This window comes from Endothiovibrio diazotrophicus (genome assembly GCF_054657215.1).
In genome coordinates, this window is record NZ_BAAHXB010000017.1 from 1 (window position 1) to 17,277 (window position 17,277).

14 protein-coding genes are annotated in these 17,277 nt (G+C 67.4%); 11 read left to right on the forward strand and 3 right to left on the reverse strand.

Annotated features, from left to right (window positions below):
- The first annotated feature begins 128 nt into the window (after positions 1-128).
- A complete protein-coding gene (locus ACYQ2W_RS06740) occupies positions 129-812 on the forward strand; it encodes a helix-turn-helix transcriptional regulator (protein ID WP_459864547.1) in 684 nt (227 codons plus the stop codon).
- Entirely contained in the window at positions 812-949 is a 138-nt protein-coding gene (locus tag ACYQ2W_RS06745; protein ID WP_459864549.1) for a hypothetical protein, read from the forward strand. Before ACYQ2W_RS06740 ends, ACYQ2W_RS06745 begins: the two co-directional genes overlap by 1 nt.
- A 1-nt stretch (position 950) precedes the next feature.
- On the opposite strand, the gene ACYQ2W_RS06750 is transcribed toward ACYQ2W_RS06745, so the two are convergent.
- On the reverse strand, positions 951-2,888 hold the full coding sequence (locus tag ACYQ2W_RS06750) for a methyl-accepting chemotaxis protein (RefSeq protein ID WP_459864551.1): 1,938 nt from the start codon (positions 2,886-2,888) through the stop codon (positions 951-953).
- A gap of 282 nt (positions 2,889-3,170) precedes the next feature.
- Between ACYQ2W_RS06750 and ACYQ2W_RS06755 the strand changes: the two genes are divergently transcribed.
- Together ACYQ2W_RS06755 and ACYQ2W_RS06760 are read left to right on the forward strand one after the other, a co-directional pair.
- Positions 3,171-3,455 (forward strand): 2Fe-2S iron-sulfur cluster-binding protein, encoded by a 285-nt coding sequence (locus tag ACYQ2W_RS06755; RefSeq protein ID WP_459864553.1) that lies wholly within the window; start codon positions 3,171-3,173, stop codon positions 3,453-3,455.
- Between the two features lie 18 nt (positions 3,456-3,473).
- Positions 3,474-3,830: a 2Fe-2S iron-sulfur cluster-binding protein gene (locus ACYQ2W_RS06760; RefSeq protein ID WP_459864555.1), complete on the forward strand. Its 357-nt coding sequence runs from the start codon at positions 3,474-3,476 to the stop codon at positions 3,828-3,830.
- 387 nt (positions 3,831-4,217) lie between these two features.
- Here ACYQ2W_RS06760 and ACYQ2W_RS06765 read toward each other — a convergent pair whose 3' ends face one another.
- Positions 4,218-7,175 carry a hybrid sensor histidine kinase/response regulator gene (locus ACYQ2W_RS06765; RefSeq protein ID WP_459864557.1) on the reverse strand — a complete coding sequence of 986 codons (2,958 nt, stop codon included), beginning with the start codon at positions 7,173-7,175 and terminating at the stop codon, positions 4,218-4,220.
- Between the two features lie 25 nt (positions 7,176-7,200).
- Complete coding sequence (locus ACYQ2W_RS06770) at positions 7,201-8,355, reverse strand: ABC transporter substrate-binding protein (protein ID WP_459864559.1); 1,155 nt, start codon at positions 8,353-8,355, stop codon at positions 7,201-7,203.
- A 441-nt stretch (positions 8,356-8,796) separates the two neighbouring features.
- Here ACYQ2W_RS06770 and nifU point away from each other — a divergent pair, with 441 nt between their 5' ends.
- The 7 genes from nifU (at position 8,797) to ACYQ2W_RS06805 (ending at position 17,249) form a co-directional block, all read left to right on the forward strand.
- Complete coding sequence (nifU, locus tag ACYQ2W_RS06775; protein WP_459864561.1) at positions 8,797-9,651, forward strand: Fe-S cluster assembly protein NifU; 855 nt, start codon at positions 8,797-8,799, stop codon at positions 9,649-9,651.
- A 185-nt stretch (positions 9,652-9,836) separates the two neighbouring features.
- Positions 9,837-11,042 (forward strand): cysteine desulfurase NifS, encoded by a 1,206-nt coding sequence (gene nifS, locus ACYQ2W_RS06780; RefSeq protein ID WP_459864563.1) that lies wholly within the window; start codon positions 9,837-9,839, stop codon positions 11,040-11,042.
- A 267-nt stretch (positions 11,043-11,309) separates the two neighbouring features.
- A complete protein-coding gene (locus tag ACYQ2W_RS06785) occupies positions 11,310-11,861 on the forward strand; it encodes a YcjF family protein (RefSeq protein WP_459864564.1) in 552 nt (183 codons plus the stop codon).
- Between the two features lie 487 nt (positions 11,862-12,348).
- Complete coding sequence (locus ACYQ2W_RS06790; RefSeq protein WP_459864566.1) at positions 12,349-12,864, forward strand: YcjF family protein; 516 nt, start codon at positions 12,349-12,351, stop codon at positions 12,862-12,864.
- 253 nt (positions 12,865-13,117) lie between these two features.
- Complete coding sequence (locus tag ACYQ2W_RS06795; protein ID WP_459864568.1) at positions 13,118-14,740, forward strand: cyclic peptide export ABC transporter; 1,623 nt, start codon at positions 13,118-13,120, stop codon at positions 14,738-14,740.
- A complete protein-coding gene (locus ACYQ2W_RS06800) occupies positions 14,731-16,407 on the forward strand; it encodes a cyclic peptide export ABC transporter (protein ID WP_459864570.1) in 1,677 nt (558 codons plus the stop codon). Before ACYQ2W_RS06795 ends, ACYQ2W_RS06800 begins: the two co-directional genes overlap by 10 nt.
- Positions 16,404-17,249 carry a prohibitin family protein gene (locus ACYQ2W_RS06805; protein WP_459864572.1) on the forward strand — a complete coding sequence of 282 codons (846 nt, stop codon included), beginning with the start codon at positions 16,404-16,406 and terminating at the stop codon, positions 17,247-17,249. Before ACYQ2W_RS06800 ends, ACYQ2W_RS06805 begins: the two co-directional genes overlap by 4 nt.
- Positions 17,250-17,277: the final 28 nt, after the last annotated feature.

Consider the following 17,277-nt stretch of genomic DNA (forward strand, 5'->3'; position numbering starts at 1 on the left):
GTCGAAGGGAAAAACCACCCGGATGAACTTCTGGTCGGTGCCGGTGGAGGTGCTGGAGGAACCCGAGGAGCTGCGTCGCTGGGTCGGCGTGGCGATGGAGGCGGCGCTACGCGCCCGCAAATAGTGTTATGCGCCGCGCCGACCGCCTGTTCCGGATCATCCAGGAGCTGCGTAGCGACCGCTGGCTGACCGCCGGCAGTCTTGCCGAGCGGCTGGAGGTCTCCACGCGCACCGTCTACCGCGACATCCAGGACCTCACCCTTTCGGGTATCCCGATCATCGCCGAGGCGGGGCTCGGCTACCGGCTGATGGAGGGGTTCCGGCTGCCGCCGCTGATGTTCGACGAGGAGGAGCTGGAGGCGCTGCTGCTCGGGGTGCGCATGGTCGAGGTGTGGAGCGACCCGCTGCTCGCCGCGGCGGCGGCCCGCGCGGTGGCGCGGATCGAGGCGGTGCTGCCGGAGCGGCTGCTGCCGGAGCTGGCGCGCAACGCGCTCCTGGTACCGCCGTTCGGCCCCGAGGCGGCGGTGGCCGACGCCCTCCACCTGCTGCGCCAGGCGGTGCGCGCCCGGCGCAAAGTGAGCTTTCACTACCGCCGCGCCGACGGCGAGCGCTCGGTGCGCACGGTGTGGCCGCTGGGGCTCGCCTACTGGGGGCGGACCTGGACGCTGGTCGCCTGGTGCGAGCTACGCGATGAGTTCCGCCACTTCCGTCTCGATCGCATGGAGCGGCTGATGGAGGGGGGAGAGGGGTTCGAGCTCACCACCGGTCGGCGGTTGGAGGATTTCCTGGCGCGCTATCCGGACGAACATTGATGACCCGCTTGTCCGCACCTTCCGGCGATATCAACTATCGATTGCGGATGGAGTTCTCCTCCACCACCCGGGGTATCGTCTACCCCCTTTGCGACACCTGTACGGCAGGCGCCACGTCGATCGAGAAGATCTTCTGAGCTAGGTGCGGAACTGACCCACCAGCCCCTTCAGCCGTTCGGCCAGCCGCTCCAGCTCCTCCTCGGCCGCCTCGGTCTCGTGGGCGCCGTTGGCGGTCTGTTCGGCGATGCCGCTGATGCGGGTGACGTTCTGTTCCATCTCCCGGGCCACCGCCCGCTGCTCCTCGGCGGCGCTGGCGATCTGCGCGTTCATGTCGGTGATCCGCGCCATGTCGGCGATGATCGCCTTTAGCGATTCGCCGGCGCGGTTGGCCCGGGCGACGCTGCCCGCGGCCTGCTCGCGCCCGCTCTCCATCACCTGCACCGCGTCGCGGGCGGCGCCCTGCAACCGCTCGACCATCTGTTGGATCTCCTGGGTCGACTCGTGGGTGCGGCTGGCCAGCGCGCGTACCTCGTCGGCGACCACCGCGAAGCCGCGCCCCTGCTCACCGGCGCGGGCCGCCTCGATGGCGGCGTTGAGCGCCAGCAGGTTGGTCTGCTCGGCGATCTCGCGGATCACCTCGCCGGCCCGGCCGATGGCGTCGCTGTCGCTCTCCAGCCGCTGGATCACCTCGGCGGCGTGCTGCACCTCGGCGGCCAGGGCGTCGATCGCCTCGATCGCCTGGCCGACCACGCTGCCGCCGTTGCGCGCCTCGTCGTCCACATGGGAGGTGGTGGTGGCCGCCTCGGCGGCGTTGCGCGCCACCTCCTGGGCGGTGGCGGCCATCTCGGTCATGGCACTGGCCAGTTGGTCGGTCTCCGCCTGCTGGCGCTGGACCCCGTCGATGGTCCGCCGGCTCACCGCGGTCATCCGCGCGGTCGCCCCGCCCAGCTCGCCGATCGCCCCGCCCACCTGGCCGACCACCCCGCCGAGCTGCTCGAAGAAGTGGTTGACGTGGCTGAACAGCCGCCCCAGTTCGTCCTCCCGGCGGATCGGCAGGCGCACGCTGAGGTCGTTGCCGGAGCGCCCGAGGAGGGCCACCACCTCGCCGATGGGGGCGATCAGGGAGCGGTTGAGCAGCAGCAGGACGATGCCGACGATCACCGCGGTGAGCGCCACGATGAGGATCAGGAAGGAGCGGGCGACGCGGGTCACGTCGGCGATCTCGGCGGCGGCCACCGTCGCCGGTTCGCCCACCAGGTGGATGCCCACCACCTGGCCGTTGGGGTCCTTCACCTCGCGGTAGGTGGCGAACCACTCCTGGTCGAGCACCCGCCCGTCGGTGCGCAGCCGCTGCAGGTCGATGCTGCGGGCGAAGGCCAGCGTGGCGTCGCTGAACCAGCGCTTGCTCGCCGCCGTCAGGGGGCCGACCTGCGGGTTGCCGTCGAGCCCGCTTGCGACCGCCTGCGGGTCGAGCAGCAGGATGTAGCGCCGGCCGAGCTTCTCGAAGTCGCGGCTGACGCTGCCGACCCCCTGGATGAACTCGATGGAGCCGAGGTATTCACTCCCCGCCATCACCGGGGCGATGGCGCGGATGCGCATGCCGGTGTCGCCGTTCTCGAAGTTCACCACCACCTTGTGGTCGCGGATCACCCGGTCGATGCCGGGGCGGGTCGCGCGCAGCGGGTCGCCGAAGCGCTGCGGATCCCAACTGCGTACGAACGAGCGCCCCTCCCGGTCCTGGAGGTGGACGCGGATGCCCTTGAAGTTGGAGTTGGCCTTGTAGGTGTCGTGGACCCGCGCCAGCACGTCGACGGCCGCTTGGCGGTCGTTGTTGCGCAGGGCCTCCCGGAGTTCGCCGTTCATCGACAGCGCGATGGCGTTGGTGACGCCGATGTCGCGCTTTTCGTCCATCTTCTCCTCCATCGCGGCGAGCAGCAGCTCTTCGCGTCCCTCGATCGCCCTGGCGACCAGCTCGCCACGGACGGCGAGGAAGTAGGTCAGGCCGATCAGCAGCGAGAGCAGACCGATGGCGCTCAGATAGAGGGTGAAACGGGATTTCAGGCTCAGTTGCTTCATGGGGCGGTATTCCGTATCGGGTGGTCGCGTTCCGTGTCTGCCGCGGCAGTTGAATCGGGAATTTTCCCATCACGGGGAGGGGAGGGCAACGTGGGTCGGGCTGTCATTAACCTTACAAATGTCCGGACTATCCCCGGATTGCGCCGAATCAGAGCGCGCAATGAATTGGAATTTCAAGCTCTTGGCCGGCCGTCGTGATTGGCATGCAAGTTGATCTAAGGGAGGCGGTCCTGCGTCCGGCGGGACCTGTTTCGAAGCATTCACATATTAAGGAGGCATCTCATGCCTAAGGCAAAAGTGACATTCGCCGACATCGGCGTGACGGTCAACGCGCCGGTCGGGATCCGGGTCATCGAGCTTTCCGAGAAGGTGGGCAGCGCGATCATCTACGGCTGCCGCGAGGGTGATTGCGGGACCTGCCTGATGGAGGTGGTGGAGGGCGCCAACAACCTCACCTCGCCGTCGGTGCTGGAGGACAAGCTGCTGCGCGAGGCGAGTGCCGGCCGCAATCACCGCATCGCCTGTCAGGCCCAGGTCCTGGGCGACTGCACCGTCAAACCGGCTTAATCCCGAGGAGGTTCCCACATGGCCAACATCACCTTCAGCCATCCCGAGTACAAGGACAAGACCGTCTACGCGGTGGCCGGTAGTCACACCGACACCATCCTCAAGATCGCCAAGGAGAACAAGATCCCGATCGCCTTCAACTGCCAGGATGGCGAGTGCGGCACCTGCCTGGTGAAGGTCACCCACCTCTCCGACGGCAAGGAGAAGGGCGGCCCGCTCACCGACAAGGAGATCACCGTGCTCAAGGGCCTCGGCAAGATCACCCAGGAGCAGGTCGACGAGATGGCGGTCACCGACATGGACCACCCGTGGCGGCTGGCCTGTCAGATGATCGTGCGCGATGAGGACCTGCGGGTGGAGTACGGCGTGGAGTAATCCGCGGCGTCGCCGGCAGCAAGGGCGTCGAGGGGGCCGCAGCGGCCCCTTCGGCGCCTTTTTTTGTTTTGTGGTTTTCTGGTTACGACGCTCTGCGTCGTAACCGGGTCCCTGGCGCTCTGCGTCGTAACCGGGTCCCTGGCGCTCTGCGTCGTAACCGGGTCCCTGGCGCTCTGCGTCGTAACCGGGTCCCTGGATGCTCTGCGTCGTAACCGGGGTCCCTGGACGCTCTGCGTCCGGGCTCGGGCACGGTGGTGTTGTTTGTCGTGGGGCCGACGCGGAGCGTCCATCGGCGAGGGCGGTGCCGGTGTGGAGATCGGGTTACCACGCGGAGCGTGGTAACCAGGGGGAGCGCCCGCCGACTGATCGGAGCGTCGTCGCGAACGGTCACCGCTTTGGCGGCGCGTAGCGCGCCAGCGCTTCGAGCAGCGCCTGCTTCTTCAGCGGTTTTGCCAGATGCTCGTCGCAGCCCGCCTCGCGGGAGAGGGCGACGTGCTCCTCCAGGGCGTGGGCGGTGAGGGCGAGGATCGGTCGCCGCGGCCGGCGGTGGAAACGCTCCCATTGGCGGATCTCGCGGGTGGCGCCGTAGCCGTCCTTGCGTGGCATCTCGATGTCCATCAGCACCAGATCGAAGGCGCCGTCGTACTCCAGGTAGTGCCCTACCGCCTCCTCGCCGTCACCCGCCACCACCAGCTCGATCCCCTGGCGGGCGACGAAGGCGCGGAACAGCTCCACGTTGTCGGTGCTGTCGTCGGCGAGCAGCACTCGCATGCCGGCGGTGGTTGCGGGATCGACGGTGCGCCGCTCGCGGTGTCGCGCCTCCCGGTTGAGCGCCAGGCGCATGCCGCGGGCGAGCAACTGGTCGTCGTGGCGGTCGGGGAGGAAGACCACGTCGAGGGCGTGCAGCGGTGCCAGCTCGTCGCGGCCATGCAGGGTACCGCAGAGGATGATCGAGAGCCCGGTCAGTTCGGGGGCGGCGCGCAGCGCCCGCAGCTCGTCGAGCAGCGCCCCGCGGTCGAGCCGTTCGTGGTGGATGAAGAGGAGGTCGAAGGGGCGCCGCGCCCACTCCTCCAGGCAGCGTCGGGCGAACCCCTGCGGCTGCTCCACCGGGGTCACCTCGGCCCCCCAGGCGGCCAGACTGCTCTCGTAGAAGTCGCGGTGGATCGGGTGGTCGTGGAGGGTGAGGATGTGGCGCCCGGTGAGCGCTTCAGCCGGGCCCTCCGCGTCCCCTTCGGAGCTGCCCTCCAGCTCGACGGTGAAGCGGAAGGTGGTGCCGTGCCCCTCGCGGCTGTGCAGCGACAGGCTCCCCCCCATCAGCCCCGCCAGCCGCCGGCAGATGGCCAGGCCGAGGCCGGTGCCGCCGAAACGCCGGGTGATCGTGGAGTCGGCCTGGGTGAACTCCTGAAACACCCGCTCGCGCTGCTCGGCGGAGATGCCGATGCCGGTGTCGACCACGTAGAAGGTGAGTCGCCAGCGCTCCTCGCCCAGCGGGCTGCCGTCGGCGAGCAGGGCGACGCAGCCCCGTTCGGTGAATTTCACCGCGTTGCCGAGCAGGTTGATCAGTACCTGACGCAGCCGGACCGGGTCCCCCACCACTCGCTCGGGGAGGGCTTCGAAGCCGAAGGTGATCAGTTTCAGCCCCTTCCCGTGGGCCCGCCCGCGGACGATCTCCACGGCGTCGGCGGCGTTCCTGGCGAGCGAGAACGGGCGCCGTTCCAGCTCCACCTGGCCGGCCTCGATCTTGGAGATGTCGAGGATGTCGTTGATGATCTGCAGCAGGTTCTCGCCGGCGCTGGCGAACATCGCCACGTAGTGCTCCTGCTCCTCGTCCAGCGGCGTCTCGGCGAGCAGGTCGGCCACCCCGAGGATGGCGTTCATCGGGGTGCGGATCTCGTGGCTCATGGTGGCGAGGAAAGCGCTCTTGGCGCGGCTCGCCCGTTCGGCCTCCTCCTTGGCGCCGATCAGCGCGCGTTGCATGGCGCGCCGCTCGCCGACGTCGCGCAGCAGCCAGAGCAGGTGGGGGCGGTCGTCGATGGTCAGCCGGCCGGCGTTGACCTCCACCGCCAGGGGGCTGCCGTCGGCGGCGCGCAGTTCGGTCTCGAAGGTAGTGGGGGCGGTCGGCGGGGTCGGGTTCTGGTCGGCGGCGTCGAAAAGGTCGGCGAAGCCCAACCGCTCCAATCGCTCGGGGCGATAGCCGAGCAGCTTCGCCGCCGCCGCATTGGCCTCGCGGATCCCTCCCTCCGCATCGAAGATCAGCAGCGCCTCGCCGGCACGGTCGACCACCCCGCGGTATTTGTCCCGCTGCAGGGCGAGGGCGTGTTCGGCGTGGGCGCGGGCGTCGTTCTGGGCGAGTTCCAACTGGTCCAGCGCGGTGTTGAAGGCGCTGGCCAGTTGCGCCACCTCGTCGCTTCCCTCGACCTGGAGGCGGGCCACCGGCTCGTCGGCGCGGATCAGGCGGCGGGTGTCGGCGGCCAGCCGGGCGATGCGTCGGCTGAGCAGTCGCGCCAGCAGGCCGCCGGCGAGCGCTGCGGCGAGCAGTCCGAGCAGCGCCAGCAGGAGGTAGTCGTTGCGCAGCGCCGCCACCTCCCGTTCCAGCAGCTGCGGCTCGCCGTGGAGGTGGGCGCGAACCGCGAGGCCCGCGAAGGCGGTCTCGCCGGCGGCCGGCGTGGCGGCGGGGCGGCGGGGGCGCTGCTCGCTCAGGGTGGCGACGGTGCCGTCGGTGAGGTCGTGGAGGGTGAGGTCGATGCCCTCGATCCGGCCGGAGTAGATCCAGTGGCGGCGCATCTCCTTGGAGCCGGTGAGGTCCGCCAGGCGGATCTGGAACAGCAGCGCCCCCTCGGCGGTGCCGGTGTTGGCGTAGATCACCGGCGCCCCGAACAGCGCGTAGTCCGCCCCATCGACGCGCACCAGGCGCACCGCCGGGCGGTTGTCGGCGACCACCGCGGCCGCCCACTCGGTGAGCTGCCGGGGCTTCGGCCAGTCGGGGCGGTTGTCGGCGATCGCGGCGCCGCGATAGTTGGTGACGATCACCGCCAGCGGGATGTCGTCCACCACCCGGTAGCCCTGGAGGAAGGAGCGCAGGTAGAGCTCGCGGCCGACGTCATCGACCAGGGCGTTGGCGATCAGGGTGTTGCCGGCGAGCCGCGCCAGGTCGTCGCGCAGCTTGGAGAGCTTGTCGAGGGCGGTATGTTGCAGTTCGTCGGCGGTGTCGGCGAGCAGTTGCGCCACCTGCCGGCGCACCACCCGCTCCATCGCCTGTTCGGAGAGGTAGAGCAGGACCAGCACGAACAGCGCGGTCACCAGGGCGGTGCCGGCGGCGATGGTGTAGGCGAGGCTGCGGCGCATCGGGACGGGGCGACGGACGGCCGGCTCAGGGGAGCGGGCGGAGCACCCCGTGCTCGTCGTAGTGGGCCATGAAGACGTCTTCGGGGTCGAGGGCGTCGTGGTCGTCGGGGCCGAAGGGGTGGTGATAGTCACGGACCAGGCCGTGGTAGTCGCCGATGCGCTCCAGGGCGTCGCGCACCGCCGGGCGGTCGGTGGTGTCGGCGGCGTCGATCGCCCGTGCCAGCAGGTGGACCATGTCGTAGGCGTGGCCGAAGCCCACCGGCGCCTCCACCTGCTCCGGTGCGGTGATCTCGAACAGCCGCTTGGCGGCGGCCATCACCCGTTCCCGGATCGTCGGATCGGCGCGGAACAGGCTGAAGGTCTGGACCACCGAGAAGTCCACTTGGTGGAGGGCGGCTCCGCAATTCTCCACGAAGTGGCCGCCGGTGACCCCCCAGTGGCTGATGATCGGCATCCGCTCGGCGGGCGGCAGGGCGGCCATTTCGCGCACCAGGATCGAGCCCTCGACGTCGTTGGCCACCACCACCAACGCCTCGGCGCCGGCGGCGCGCAGCGCGCGCAACTGATGCAGCAGGCTCTCCTCGCCCCAGTTGTACCACTGGTAGGTGGTGATCGCGGGGCGCGGGTGGATGGCGGAGAAGCGGCGTGCGGCGGCCTCGTTGCTGCGGCCCCAGCCGGTGTTGGGGAGCAGCAGGCCGACCCGCGCGGCCCCCTTGGCGGTCGCGTGGCGGAGCATCGTCGGCATCGCGTAGGCGTCGCGCAACGAGAGACGGAAGGTGTAGCTGGGGTGGTAGTCGTGATCGGTGATGCGGTCGGCCGAGCCCCACACGTCGGCGAGGATCACCTTCTCGCCATGCACCACGGGAAGCTGCTGCAGGAGCACCGGGCTGAAGCGACCGCCGAACACCGCCACCAGGTCCTGCTGTTGGGCGAAGGCGCGGATGTTGTCGATGCCGCGGGCCGGTACCGAGCGATTGTCGCTGGTGATCAGCGCCAGCGGGCGCCCGCCGAGCACTCCGCCGGCGGCGTTGATCTCGTCGATGGCGACGCGCATGCCCTGCTCGATGGCCCGGGCGGAGGTGCTGTTGTGGAGTCCGTAGGCGCCGTCGAAGCCAAGCAGTACCGGGCTCGGCGGGGCGGCCAGGGCGGGGAGGGTGAAGAGCAGTAACAGCAGGAGCATGGTGCGGCCTCGTCCGGTCGAGGAACGATGTACGAGGGGACGGAACGCCTGACTTTTGGCTACCCGGGCGGGGAGCTGGCTCCGCGGTTCGTTCCTGACCCCTTCTGAAAAGGCTAACCGGATATTACCGAATCTTCACCCGTGATGCCCGGTAGCCCCGACCTCCGGTCCGAAGCGAACGGGTGGGGAGGCGGGGGGCGACATCGCAACGGGACGCGCGGACCGGACGTATCTGTCGCAAAGCCTACAAAGCGTTCCACCGTCGTCGACATAAATACTCAAGTATTGTGCTGGGAGAGCGATTGAGTGTTTTTCAGATCAACGAGTTACGCCATGTCGGCCGGGTGGCACAACGCCTGCACCCGAGAGGGAAAGGGATCTTCTCTTTTCTGTCTTTTCTGTTTTTCGCGCCAGAATTCAACTTATTATGAGGTCGTCGCCATGTGGGATTACTCCGAAACGGTCAAAGAGCACTTCTTCAACCCGCGCAACGCCGGTGCGGTGGAGGACGCCAACGCGGTGGGCGAGGTGGGCTCCATCTCCTGTGGTGACGCGCTGCGCCTCACCCTCAAGGTGGACCCGGAGAACGAGACCATCATCGATGCCGGCTTCCAGACCTTCGGCTGCGGCTCGGCCATCGCTTCGAGTTCCGCGCTGACCGAGATCATCAAGGGGATGAAGCTCGACGAGGCGCTGAACGTCTCCAACCAGGACATCGCCGACTTTCTGGAGGGGCTGCCCCCGGAGAAGATGCACTGCTCGGTGATGGGCCGCGAGGCGCTGCAGGCGGCGGTGGCCAACTACCGCGGCGAGGAGTGGCACGACGACCACGAGGAGGGGGCGCTGGTCTGCAAGTGCTTCGGCATCGACGAGGTGATGATCGCCGAGACGGTGAAGGCCAACCGGCTGACCACCCTGGAGGAGGTGACCAACTACACCAAGGCCGGTGGCGGCTGCTCCTCGTGCCACGAGAAGATCGAGGAGATCCTCGCCTACTGCCTCGAAGAGATGCCCGAGCCGGAGCCCGAGCCGGCCCCGGCCCAGCTGACCAGCGTACAGCGCATGCGCCGTATCGAACTGGTGCTCGAATCGCTGCGCCCGCAGCTCCAGCGCGACCACGGCGACGTCGAGCTGGTCGAGGTGGACGGCGACAAGATCTTCGTCAACCTCACCGGCGCCTGTTCCGGCTGCCAGATGGCACAGATGACCCTGCAGGGGATCCAGCAGCGGCTGATCGAGGAGCTGGGCGAGCCGGTCAAGGTCCTCCCCGCCGCCCTGATGGGCAAGATCGCCTAAGAGTCGAAGAGTTTTCCGCAAATGAACGCGAATGAACGCAAATGGGACGCAAAGCATCTCCTGCGTGTTCTAGTTCATTGAGCGGAGCGTCTCTCCTCTTGTTTGCTGCGCCGCAGGCGCAATTCCCTCCTTTGCGTTTATTCGCGTTCATTTGCGGATAAATCTTACTCTTCAAGGAGCTCGCCATGAGCGACGACATCTATCTCGACAACAACGCCACCACCATGGTCGACCCGCAGGTGGTGGAGGCGATGCTGCCCTTCTTCACCGAGCAGTTCGGCAACCCCTCCTCGATGCACCGCTTCGGCGACAAGGTCGGTCGCGCCCTCAAGGAGGCGCGCAGCCAGGTGCAGCGGCTGGTCGGCGCCGAGCGCGACGACGAGATCGTCTTCACCTCCTGCGGCACCGAGGCCAACTCCACCGCGCTGCTCTCCGCCCTCGAGGCGCAGCCCGAACGCAAGGAGATCATCACCTCGGTGGTCGAGCACCCGGCGATCCTCACCGTCTGCGAGCACCTGGAGAAGAAGGGCTACACCATCCACCGCATCGAGGTGGACGGCCAGGGGCGCATCGACCTGGATCAGTACAAGGCGGCGCTCTCCGACCAGGTGGCGATCGCCTCGATCATGTGGGCCAACAACGAGACCGGCACCCTCTTCCCGGTGGAGGAGATGGCCGAGCTGGCCCACGCCAAGGGGGTGATGTTCCACAGTGATGCGGTGCAGGCGGTGGGCAAGGTGCCGATCGAGATCCACGGCACCAAGGTCGACATGCTCTCCCTCTCCGGCCACAAGCTGCACGCTCCGAAGGGGGTCGGCGCCCTCTACCTGCGCCGCGGCACCCGCTTCCGCCCGCTGCTGCGCGGCGGCCACCAGGAGCGCGGGCGCCGCGCCGGCACCGAGAACGCCGCCTCGATCGTCGGCCTCGGGATTGCCGCCGAGCTGGCCCAGGACTACCTGACCAACGGCGTCTGCCGCGTCTCCAAGATGCGCGACCGGCTGGAGGAGGGGATCCTCTCCCAGATCAGCCACGCCTTCGTCACCGGCGACCCGGCCAACCGGGTGCCCAACACCGCCAACATCGCCTTCGAGTACATCGAGGGCGAGGCGATCCTGCTGATGCTCAACCATGGCGGTATCGCCGCCTCCAGCGGCTCGGCCTGCACCTCCGGCTCGCTGGAGCCCTCCCATGTGATGCGCGCCATGGGCATCCCGTATACCGCCGCCCACGGTTCGGTGCGCTTCTCCTTCAGCCGCTTCAACAAGATGGAGGAGGTGGAGCGGGTGATCGCCGCGGTACCGCCGATCATCGAGCGTCTGCGCAAGCTGTCGCCCTACTGGAACGCCGACGGCCCGGTGCCGGCGGAGAGCTTCAGCCCCGCCTTCGCCTGATCCGCCGATTGCGCGTCCCCAACGCCGCCCCCGTCTTTTTTCGGGGGCGGTGTTGCTTTTGCAGCGAGCGCTCTCCGGCCCTCCGTTCTCTCGTTTCCGTGACCCGATCCCCCATCGCCCGGCAGACATTTGACCGGTCGGTTGATTCCGCTCCACTACATCTTGCATAGTGCGCGCTTCTTTGCGGCCCCGGGGGCGACTTGCTCGCTCGGGCGGGCGGCCTCCCGGACAATGCCGCCGCACTCGAATCGGGAGATCGGATCGTTCATGAAAAAGATTGTCGGCAGCACAGAGGGCTCCGCGTTTCGGGGCGGCGTTCACCCCGGCGCGATGGTGCGGCTCGAGCCCGGTACTCCGGGGGCCTCCGGCGGCATCGTCAAGACTCACGTCATCGCCTCCATGGCCATCGGCCTGGTGCCGCTGCCGCTGTTCGATGTGGTGGCCCTGGTGGGGGTCCAAGTGAAGATGGTCCACGCGCTGTGCAACGAGTACGGGGTTCCCTTCAGGGAGAATCTCGGTCGTTCGCTCATCGCCTCGTTGATCGGCGGCATGTTGCCGACGGCGACCACCGCCTCGCTGGCCAGCATCATCAAGATCCTCCCCGGTTTCGGCACGCTCGCCGGTGGTGCCAGCATGGCGATCCTCGGCGGTGCCCTCAGCTACGCCGTCGGCAAGGTGTTCATCCACCATTTCGAGCGCGGCGGGACGCTGATCGACTTCGCGCCCGACCGCTATCGTGACCGGCTTCGCGACGCCTTCGTGGAGGGGCGGGGGGTGGCGGTCGCGGCACGGGAGGGAGACGCCGCCGCGACGGAATGAGGGCGAGGTTTCACCGCCGCCGCATGCCTCGGAAGTTGAGCCGGGAAAAGAGCGGTCACGGCGGTTGCGAGTCAAGACTATTTATGCCTTTTATACGGCTCGAATGTGGCGTTTTGAATTGTCGGTAGTCGAAATAAATTAATGGTTCTCGGCGGAAGCGCTCGCCCCCCCACCAAGCGATGTGGTGGAGGGCGTCTTTCATGACAAGAAATGAACAAGAGATGAACAGGAAATAACACGCCGAGGAGCCTTTAAGCGCCGTTTCAGCCGGGTTTTCTGCGTTATTATGACCACTTATTCGCGACCGATCGGCGAAGTGGTATCTATTTTCAAAAAAATCCCGGTGGACCATTGATTCGAAATCACCCGCTTCGGATAATAGGCCGCGCCAACGACTGTTCGATCGCCATGGAATCCGCGCGGATCCCCTGCGTCGGGCCCCGTGTGCCGCCCACCCCAAGTTTTGTTTCAAGGAGAAGCGTTCGTCATGACCACCACTGCCAATTCCGCCACCGAGAGCACCGTTTCGCCCGCCGCTGCGGACGTATCCATGCATCGGGAACCCGCCCTCAACACGGTGAAGAGCTACGTCATCGCCTCCATGGCGGTCGGCCTGGTGCCGGTGCCCGTCCTCGACGTGGCGGCCCTGATCGGTATCCAGATGAAGATGGTTCACAGCCTGTGCAACGAGTACGGCGTGCCGTTCAAGGAGAAGGTCGGCCGCTCCATCATCACCTCGCTGATCGGCGGCATCCTGCCCACCGTGGCGACCGTTTCCCTGGCCAGCGTGGTCAAGATCATCCCCGGCTTCGGTTCGCTCGCCGGTGGCGCCAGCATGTCGATCCTCGGCGGCGCGCTCACCTACGCCGTCGGCCGGGTGTTCATCAGCCACTTCGAGAAGAACGGCACCCTCGACGACCTCGACCCCGCCCAGTACCGCGAAGACCTCAAGAGCGCGGTGGAAGAGGGCAAGGACGTCGCGGCGGCGGCCAAGGCCAGCTAAGCGGCGACTCTCCGCTCTTTCGCTAGCCCTAAGGGCCCGCGAAAGAATAACTTGCGGTTTTGGAACGCCGATCCGCTCCGTCCGGCGGCGTTGCGCAAAGGGTTGCCTACGGCAAGTATGCGCCCCTTTGCGCGCCTTGCCGGACGGGCGTCTCAACGCCCCAAAACCGGAAGTTATTCTTTCGCGGGCCCTAAGGGGGCGGCCTCGGTTGCCCCCTTTCGATGTCTTCCCTGCCGCTTGGTCCCCCCTCCCCATGACGGATTTCAAAGGTGGTTTCTTCGGGCTGTTCCTCAGGGAATCCCCCCATGAGACCGCGCTGATCATCGTCCTTTCGCTGTTGGCCGCGCTGTTCCAGGCCAGCGCCCTGGTGCTGGTCACCGACGGCGCGGAGGGGGCCCGCACCGGGGTGGAGCATCCCCACCACCTCTACTACGCACTGGCATCCATCCTCGCCTTCTCCCTATGCAAGCAGGTGGCGCTGCGCCGGGCGGTCGCCATGGCGGAGAGCACCGCCTCGGATATCGCCATGCGCATCGCGCTGAGGCTGCGCGATGCCGAACTCCAGGACATCGAGCGCATCGGCGCCGATCGCATCCACGCCCGCCTGACGCGGGATACCGCCACCCTCTCCTCGGCCGCCTGGATCGCGGTGCTCTCGCTGCAGATCATCGCACTGCTCGCGGCCTGCCTGCTCTACGTGCTGTCGGTCTCGCCGATTGGTTTCTGCGCCATGGCCGGGATCGTCACCCTCTCCATCTGGGCGTACCGACCGGGGCACCGCCGCCAGGAGGCGGTGGCGGCGGCGGCGAGCGCCGCCGAGGAGCGCTTCTTCGGCATCACCCGGCACATCCTGGAGGGGTTCAACGAGCTCAAGGTGGCCCCGGCCAAGGCGCGCGAGCTCTACCACCGCTTCTTCCTGCCCGCTTCCGAGGAGGCGCTGGAACGGCGCCGGGAGCTGGGGCGCCACTCGGCCTGGGGCATGGTGCTGCTCGACCTGTGCATCTACGCCATCCTCGGCACCGTCGCGCTGGGGTTGACCCAGATGGACGTGATCACCGGTGTGGTGCTGCTGCTCAGCGTTACCTACTACCTGTGGGAGCACATCATCGGCCTGTTCTCCTACATCCCCTACCTGATGCGCAGCCGGGCCGCGCTGCGCCGGCTCGATGAACTGGAGCAGGAGCTGGCGGAGCTGCCTGCCGCCGGCGCCGGGGCGGAGGCCGAATTCGAGGCGTTCGAGCTGCGCGAGGTCCGCTTTCACTACCCGCGCCGTGGCGACTCCCACTTCTCGGTGGGTCCCATCGACCTCACCGTGCGTCGCGGCGAGACGCTCTTCGTGGTCGGGGCCAACGGCAGCGGCAAGTCGACGCTGCTCAAGCTGCTCACCGGTCTCTACCGCGCCGACGAGGGGGAGCTGCTGCTCAACGGTGCGCCGGTCGAGGCGGCCGACCTGCGACCGCTCTACTCGGCGGTGTTCACCGACTACCACCTGTTCGATCGGCTCTACGGCGTCGAGCGGATCGACCACGGCTTGGCGGAGGGGCTGCTGCAGGACCTCCAACTGAGCGGCAAGACCCGCCTGGAGGGCGACCGCTTCAGTACTACCCGCCTCTCCACCGGCCAGCGCAAGCGGCTGGCGCTGATCGCCGCCTGTCTCGAACAGCGCCCGGTGCTGATCTTCGACGAGTGGACGGCGGACCAGGATCCGGGGTTCCGCCGCTACTTCTACCACCAACTGTTGCCGCAGCTGAAGGCCGAAGGCCGCACCGTCATCGCGGTGACCCATGACGACCGTTACTTCCACCGCGCCGACCGGGTGATCCACATGGAGCTGGGGCGGATCACCGACCTCCCGCAGGGGGGCGTATGCGCCTGATCCGGTTGCTGACCGAGAGCGGTGACGCGTGGCTCAAGCGGCTGCTGCGCGCCACCGTGATGGGCGCCGCCGCCGACTGCCTGATGGCGATCATGCTGGTCCACGCCGTCGATCTGGCCCTGGTGGGGCAGGTCGATGAGCGCATCCCGCTGGCCTTTCTCGTGCTGCTCGGTCTGATCCTGATCGCGCGGCGCAAGACCTTCGTCGATACCGCGGCGTGGCTCGCCGAGCTGACCCACCGCTTCCGGGTGGAGATCATCGGCGCCCTGCTGCGCATCGAACTGCCCGAGTACGAGCGCATCGGCCGCAGCGAGGTCTTCGGCTCCCTGGCGGTGGATACCCAGGTGGTGGCGGAGGCGGCGGAGATCCTCGCCAACCTCCTCTATATGGCGACGTTGCTGCTGATCTTCTTATCCTACCTGTTGTGGCTGTCGATTCCCGCCGGGCTGATCGTGCTCTGCGTGTTCGCCGCTCTCAGCATCGCCTACCTCTACAACTTCGAGCGCGCGCGCCGCTTGGAGGCGGCCGGCGAGGCGTGCGAGAGCGGCTACTTCGAGGCGGTGATGGGGATCGTCGCCGGGTTCAAGGAGATCAAGTTGCACCGGCCCAAGGGCGAGCGCTTCTTCGAGCAGGGCTTCCGCCGCAACGCCGACGAGCTGCGGCGCTCCAACACCGCCCGCGGGCAGGCCTACGCCGCCAACTTCCTGCTCGCCGACAGCGCCATCCTGCTCTCCGGCACGCTCATCGTCTTCATCCTGCCGCTGATCGCCAGCGTGGAGGCGAGCGTCGAGGTGCGCGCCATCGTCATCCTCTGCCTGATGCCGATCGCCACGATGATGCGCGACTCTCCGGTGGTGGCGCGGGCCAACCAGGCGGCCGGGCGTCTCCACCAGGTGCGCGAAATCCTCACCCGCGCCGCGGCGGCGCGGCCGAGCGAGGGCGAGGAGGCCACCCTTACCCCGCCGTCCCTGCACCGTTCGATCGAATTCCACGGCGCGGTGTATCACTACACCGGCAGCGACGGTCGCACCGGTTTCGGCGTCGGTCCCATCGACTGGCGCATCGAGGCCGGCACCATCACCTTCATCGTCGGCGGCAACGGCAGCGGGAAGTCTACCCTGATGAAGATGCTCACCGGGCTCTACCCGCTCGATGCGGGGGAGATCCTGGTGGACGGCGAGGCGATTCCGCAGGCCCGGCGGCGTCTGCTGTTCGCTATCATCTTCAGCGATTTCCACCTGTTCGATCGCATCTACGGCGTCGCCGAGGTGGACGAGGCGCGGCTCAACGGCTTTCTCCAGGTCCTCGCCATCGACCACAAGGTGCGTTACAGCGACGCCGACGGATTCTCCCGTCTCGACCTCTCCACCGGCCAGAAGAAGCGCGTGGCCCTCGCGGCCTGCATGCTCGAAGAGGTGCCGGTCTATGTCTTCGACGAGTGGGCGGCCGACCAGGATCCGGAGTTTCGCGACTATTTCTACCGTGAGCTGCTGCCGATGCTCAAGCGTCAAGGCAAGACGGTCATCGCGGTGACCCACGACGACCGCTATTTCGATCTGTGCGACCAGTTGGTGGAACTGGACGTCGGTCGGCTCCGCCGGCTGAAACCGTCCGCCGACCCTTTCATCTCCCCCGCCGGCAGTCCCTCAGGAGACGATCCCGAATGAAAATGAACTGGCTGTTCCGCCTGCATGAGAAGGTGATGGCGCGCGCCCACTACATCATCGTCGCGCTGATCATCTTCCTGCTGGTCTTCATCTTCTACTTCAAGTCGATCCTGGTGATCGTCGGGCCGGGCGAAGGGGCGGTGCTCTACCGGTTGTTCTTCGGCGGCACGGTTACCGATCAGGTCTTCGGCGAGGGGCTGCACTTCGTGGCGCCGTGGAACCGGATGTACGTCTACAACACGCGCATCCAGACCAAGCGCCACGAGTTCCGCATCCTCACCAACCGCGGCCTGCCGATCACCCTGACCCTGGCGGTGCGCTACCGCCCGCAGTACGACATGCTCGGCGTGATGCACCAGCAGGTGGGACAGTACTACGTCGATACCATCGTCATCCCGCAGATCGAGTCGGTGCTGCGTAAGAACATCGGCAAGCAGGACCCGGAGGTGGTCTACAGCAACAAGGGCGGCATCCTCAACGACATCATCCTGCGCGCCATCGAGGAGGTGAGCCGCAAGTTCGTGGTCATCGACGACATCATCATCCGCACCGTCGAGCTGCCCGAGGACGTCCGCGGCGCGATCGAGGAGAAGCTGGTCGAGGAGCAGAAGGAGCTGGCCTACGAGTTCAAGCTCAAGCGCGCGCGCCAGGAGGCGGCGCGCAAGAAGATCGAGGCCGAGGGGATCCGCGACTACCAGAAGACCATCGCCGAGACCCTCGACGACAAGCAGCTGCGCTGGAAGGGCATCGAGGCGACCCGCGAGCTGTCGACCTCGGAGAACGCCAAGGTGGTGGTGATCGGCGCGGGAGAGGATGGACTGCCGATCATCCTCGGCCGCTGACCGCTACCCGATATGCGTTCCTCAACCA

What these genes read in the sequence shown, in the direction of transcription:
- ACYQ2W_RS06740 (WP_459864547.1), top strand. Translation starts at nt 129, where the DNA reads ATGCGCCGCGCCGACCGCCTGTTCCGGATCATCCAGGAGCTGCGTAGC.
- ACYQ2W_RS06745 (WP_459864549.1), top strand. Translation starts at nt 812, where the DNA reads ATGACCCGCTTGTCCGCACCTTCCGGCGATATCAACTATCGATTGCGG.
- ACYQ2W_RS06750 (WP_459864551.1), bottom strand. Translation starts at nt 2,888, where the DNA reads ATGAAGCAACTGAGCCTGAAATCCCGTTTCACCCTCTATCTGAGCGCC.
- ACYQ2W_RS06755 (WP_459864553.1), top strand. Translation starts at nt 3,171, where the DNA reads ATGCCTAAGGCAAAAGTGACATTCGCCGACATCGGCGTGACGGTCAAC.
- ACYQ2W_RS06760 (WP_459864555.1), top strand. Translation starts at nt 3,474, where the DNA reads ATGGCCAACATCACCTTCAGCCATCCCGAGTACAAGGACAAGACCGTC.
- ACYQ2W_RS06765 (WP_459864557.1), bottom strand. Translation starts at nt 7,175, where the DNA reads ATGCGCCGCAGCCTCGCCTACACCATCGCCGCCGGCACCGCCCTGGTG.
- ACYQ2W_RS06770 (WP_459864559.1), bottom strand. Translation starts at nt 8,355, where the DNA reads ATGCTCCTGCTGTTACTGCTCTTCACCCTCCCCGCCCTGGCCGCCCCG.
- nifU (WP_459864561.1), top strand. Translation starts at nt 8,797, where the DNA reads ATGTGGGATTACTCCGAAACGGTCAAAGAGCACTTCTTCAACCCGCGC.
- nifS (WP_459864563.1), top strand. Translation starts at nt 9,837, where the DNA reads ATGAGCGACGACATCTATCTCGACAACAACGCCACCACCATGGTCGAC.
- ACYQ2W_RS06785 (WP_459864564.1), top strand. Translation starts at nt 11,310, where the DNA reads ATGAAAAAGATTGTCGGCAGCACAGAGGGCTCCGCGTTTCGGGGCGGC.
- ACYQ2W_RS06790 (WP_459864566.1), top strand. Translation starts at nt 12,349, where the DNA reads ATGACCACCACTGCCAATTCCGCCACCGAGAGCACCGTTTCGCCCGCC.
- ACYQ2W_RS06795 (WP_459864568.1), top strand. Translation starts at nt 13,118, where the DNA reads ATGACGGATTTCAAAGGTGGTTTCTTCGGGCTGTTCCTCAGGGAATCC.
- ACYQ2W_RS06800 (WP_459864570.1), top strand. Translation starts at nt 14,731, where the DNA reads ATGCGCCTGATCCGGTTGCTGACCGAGAGCGGTGACGCGTGGCTCAAG.
- ACYQ2W_RS06805 (WP_459864572.1), top strand. Translation starts at nt 16,404, where the DNA reads ATGAAAATGAACTGGCTGTTCCGCCTGCATGAGAAGGTGATGGCGCGC.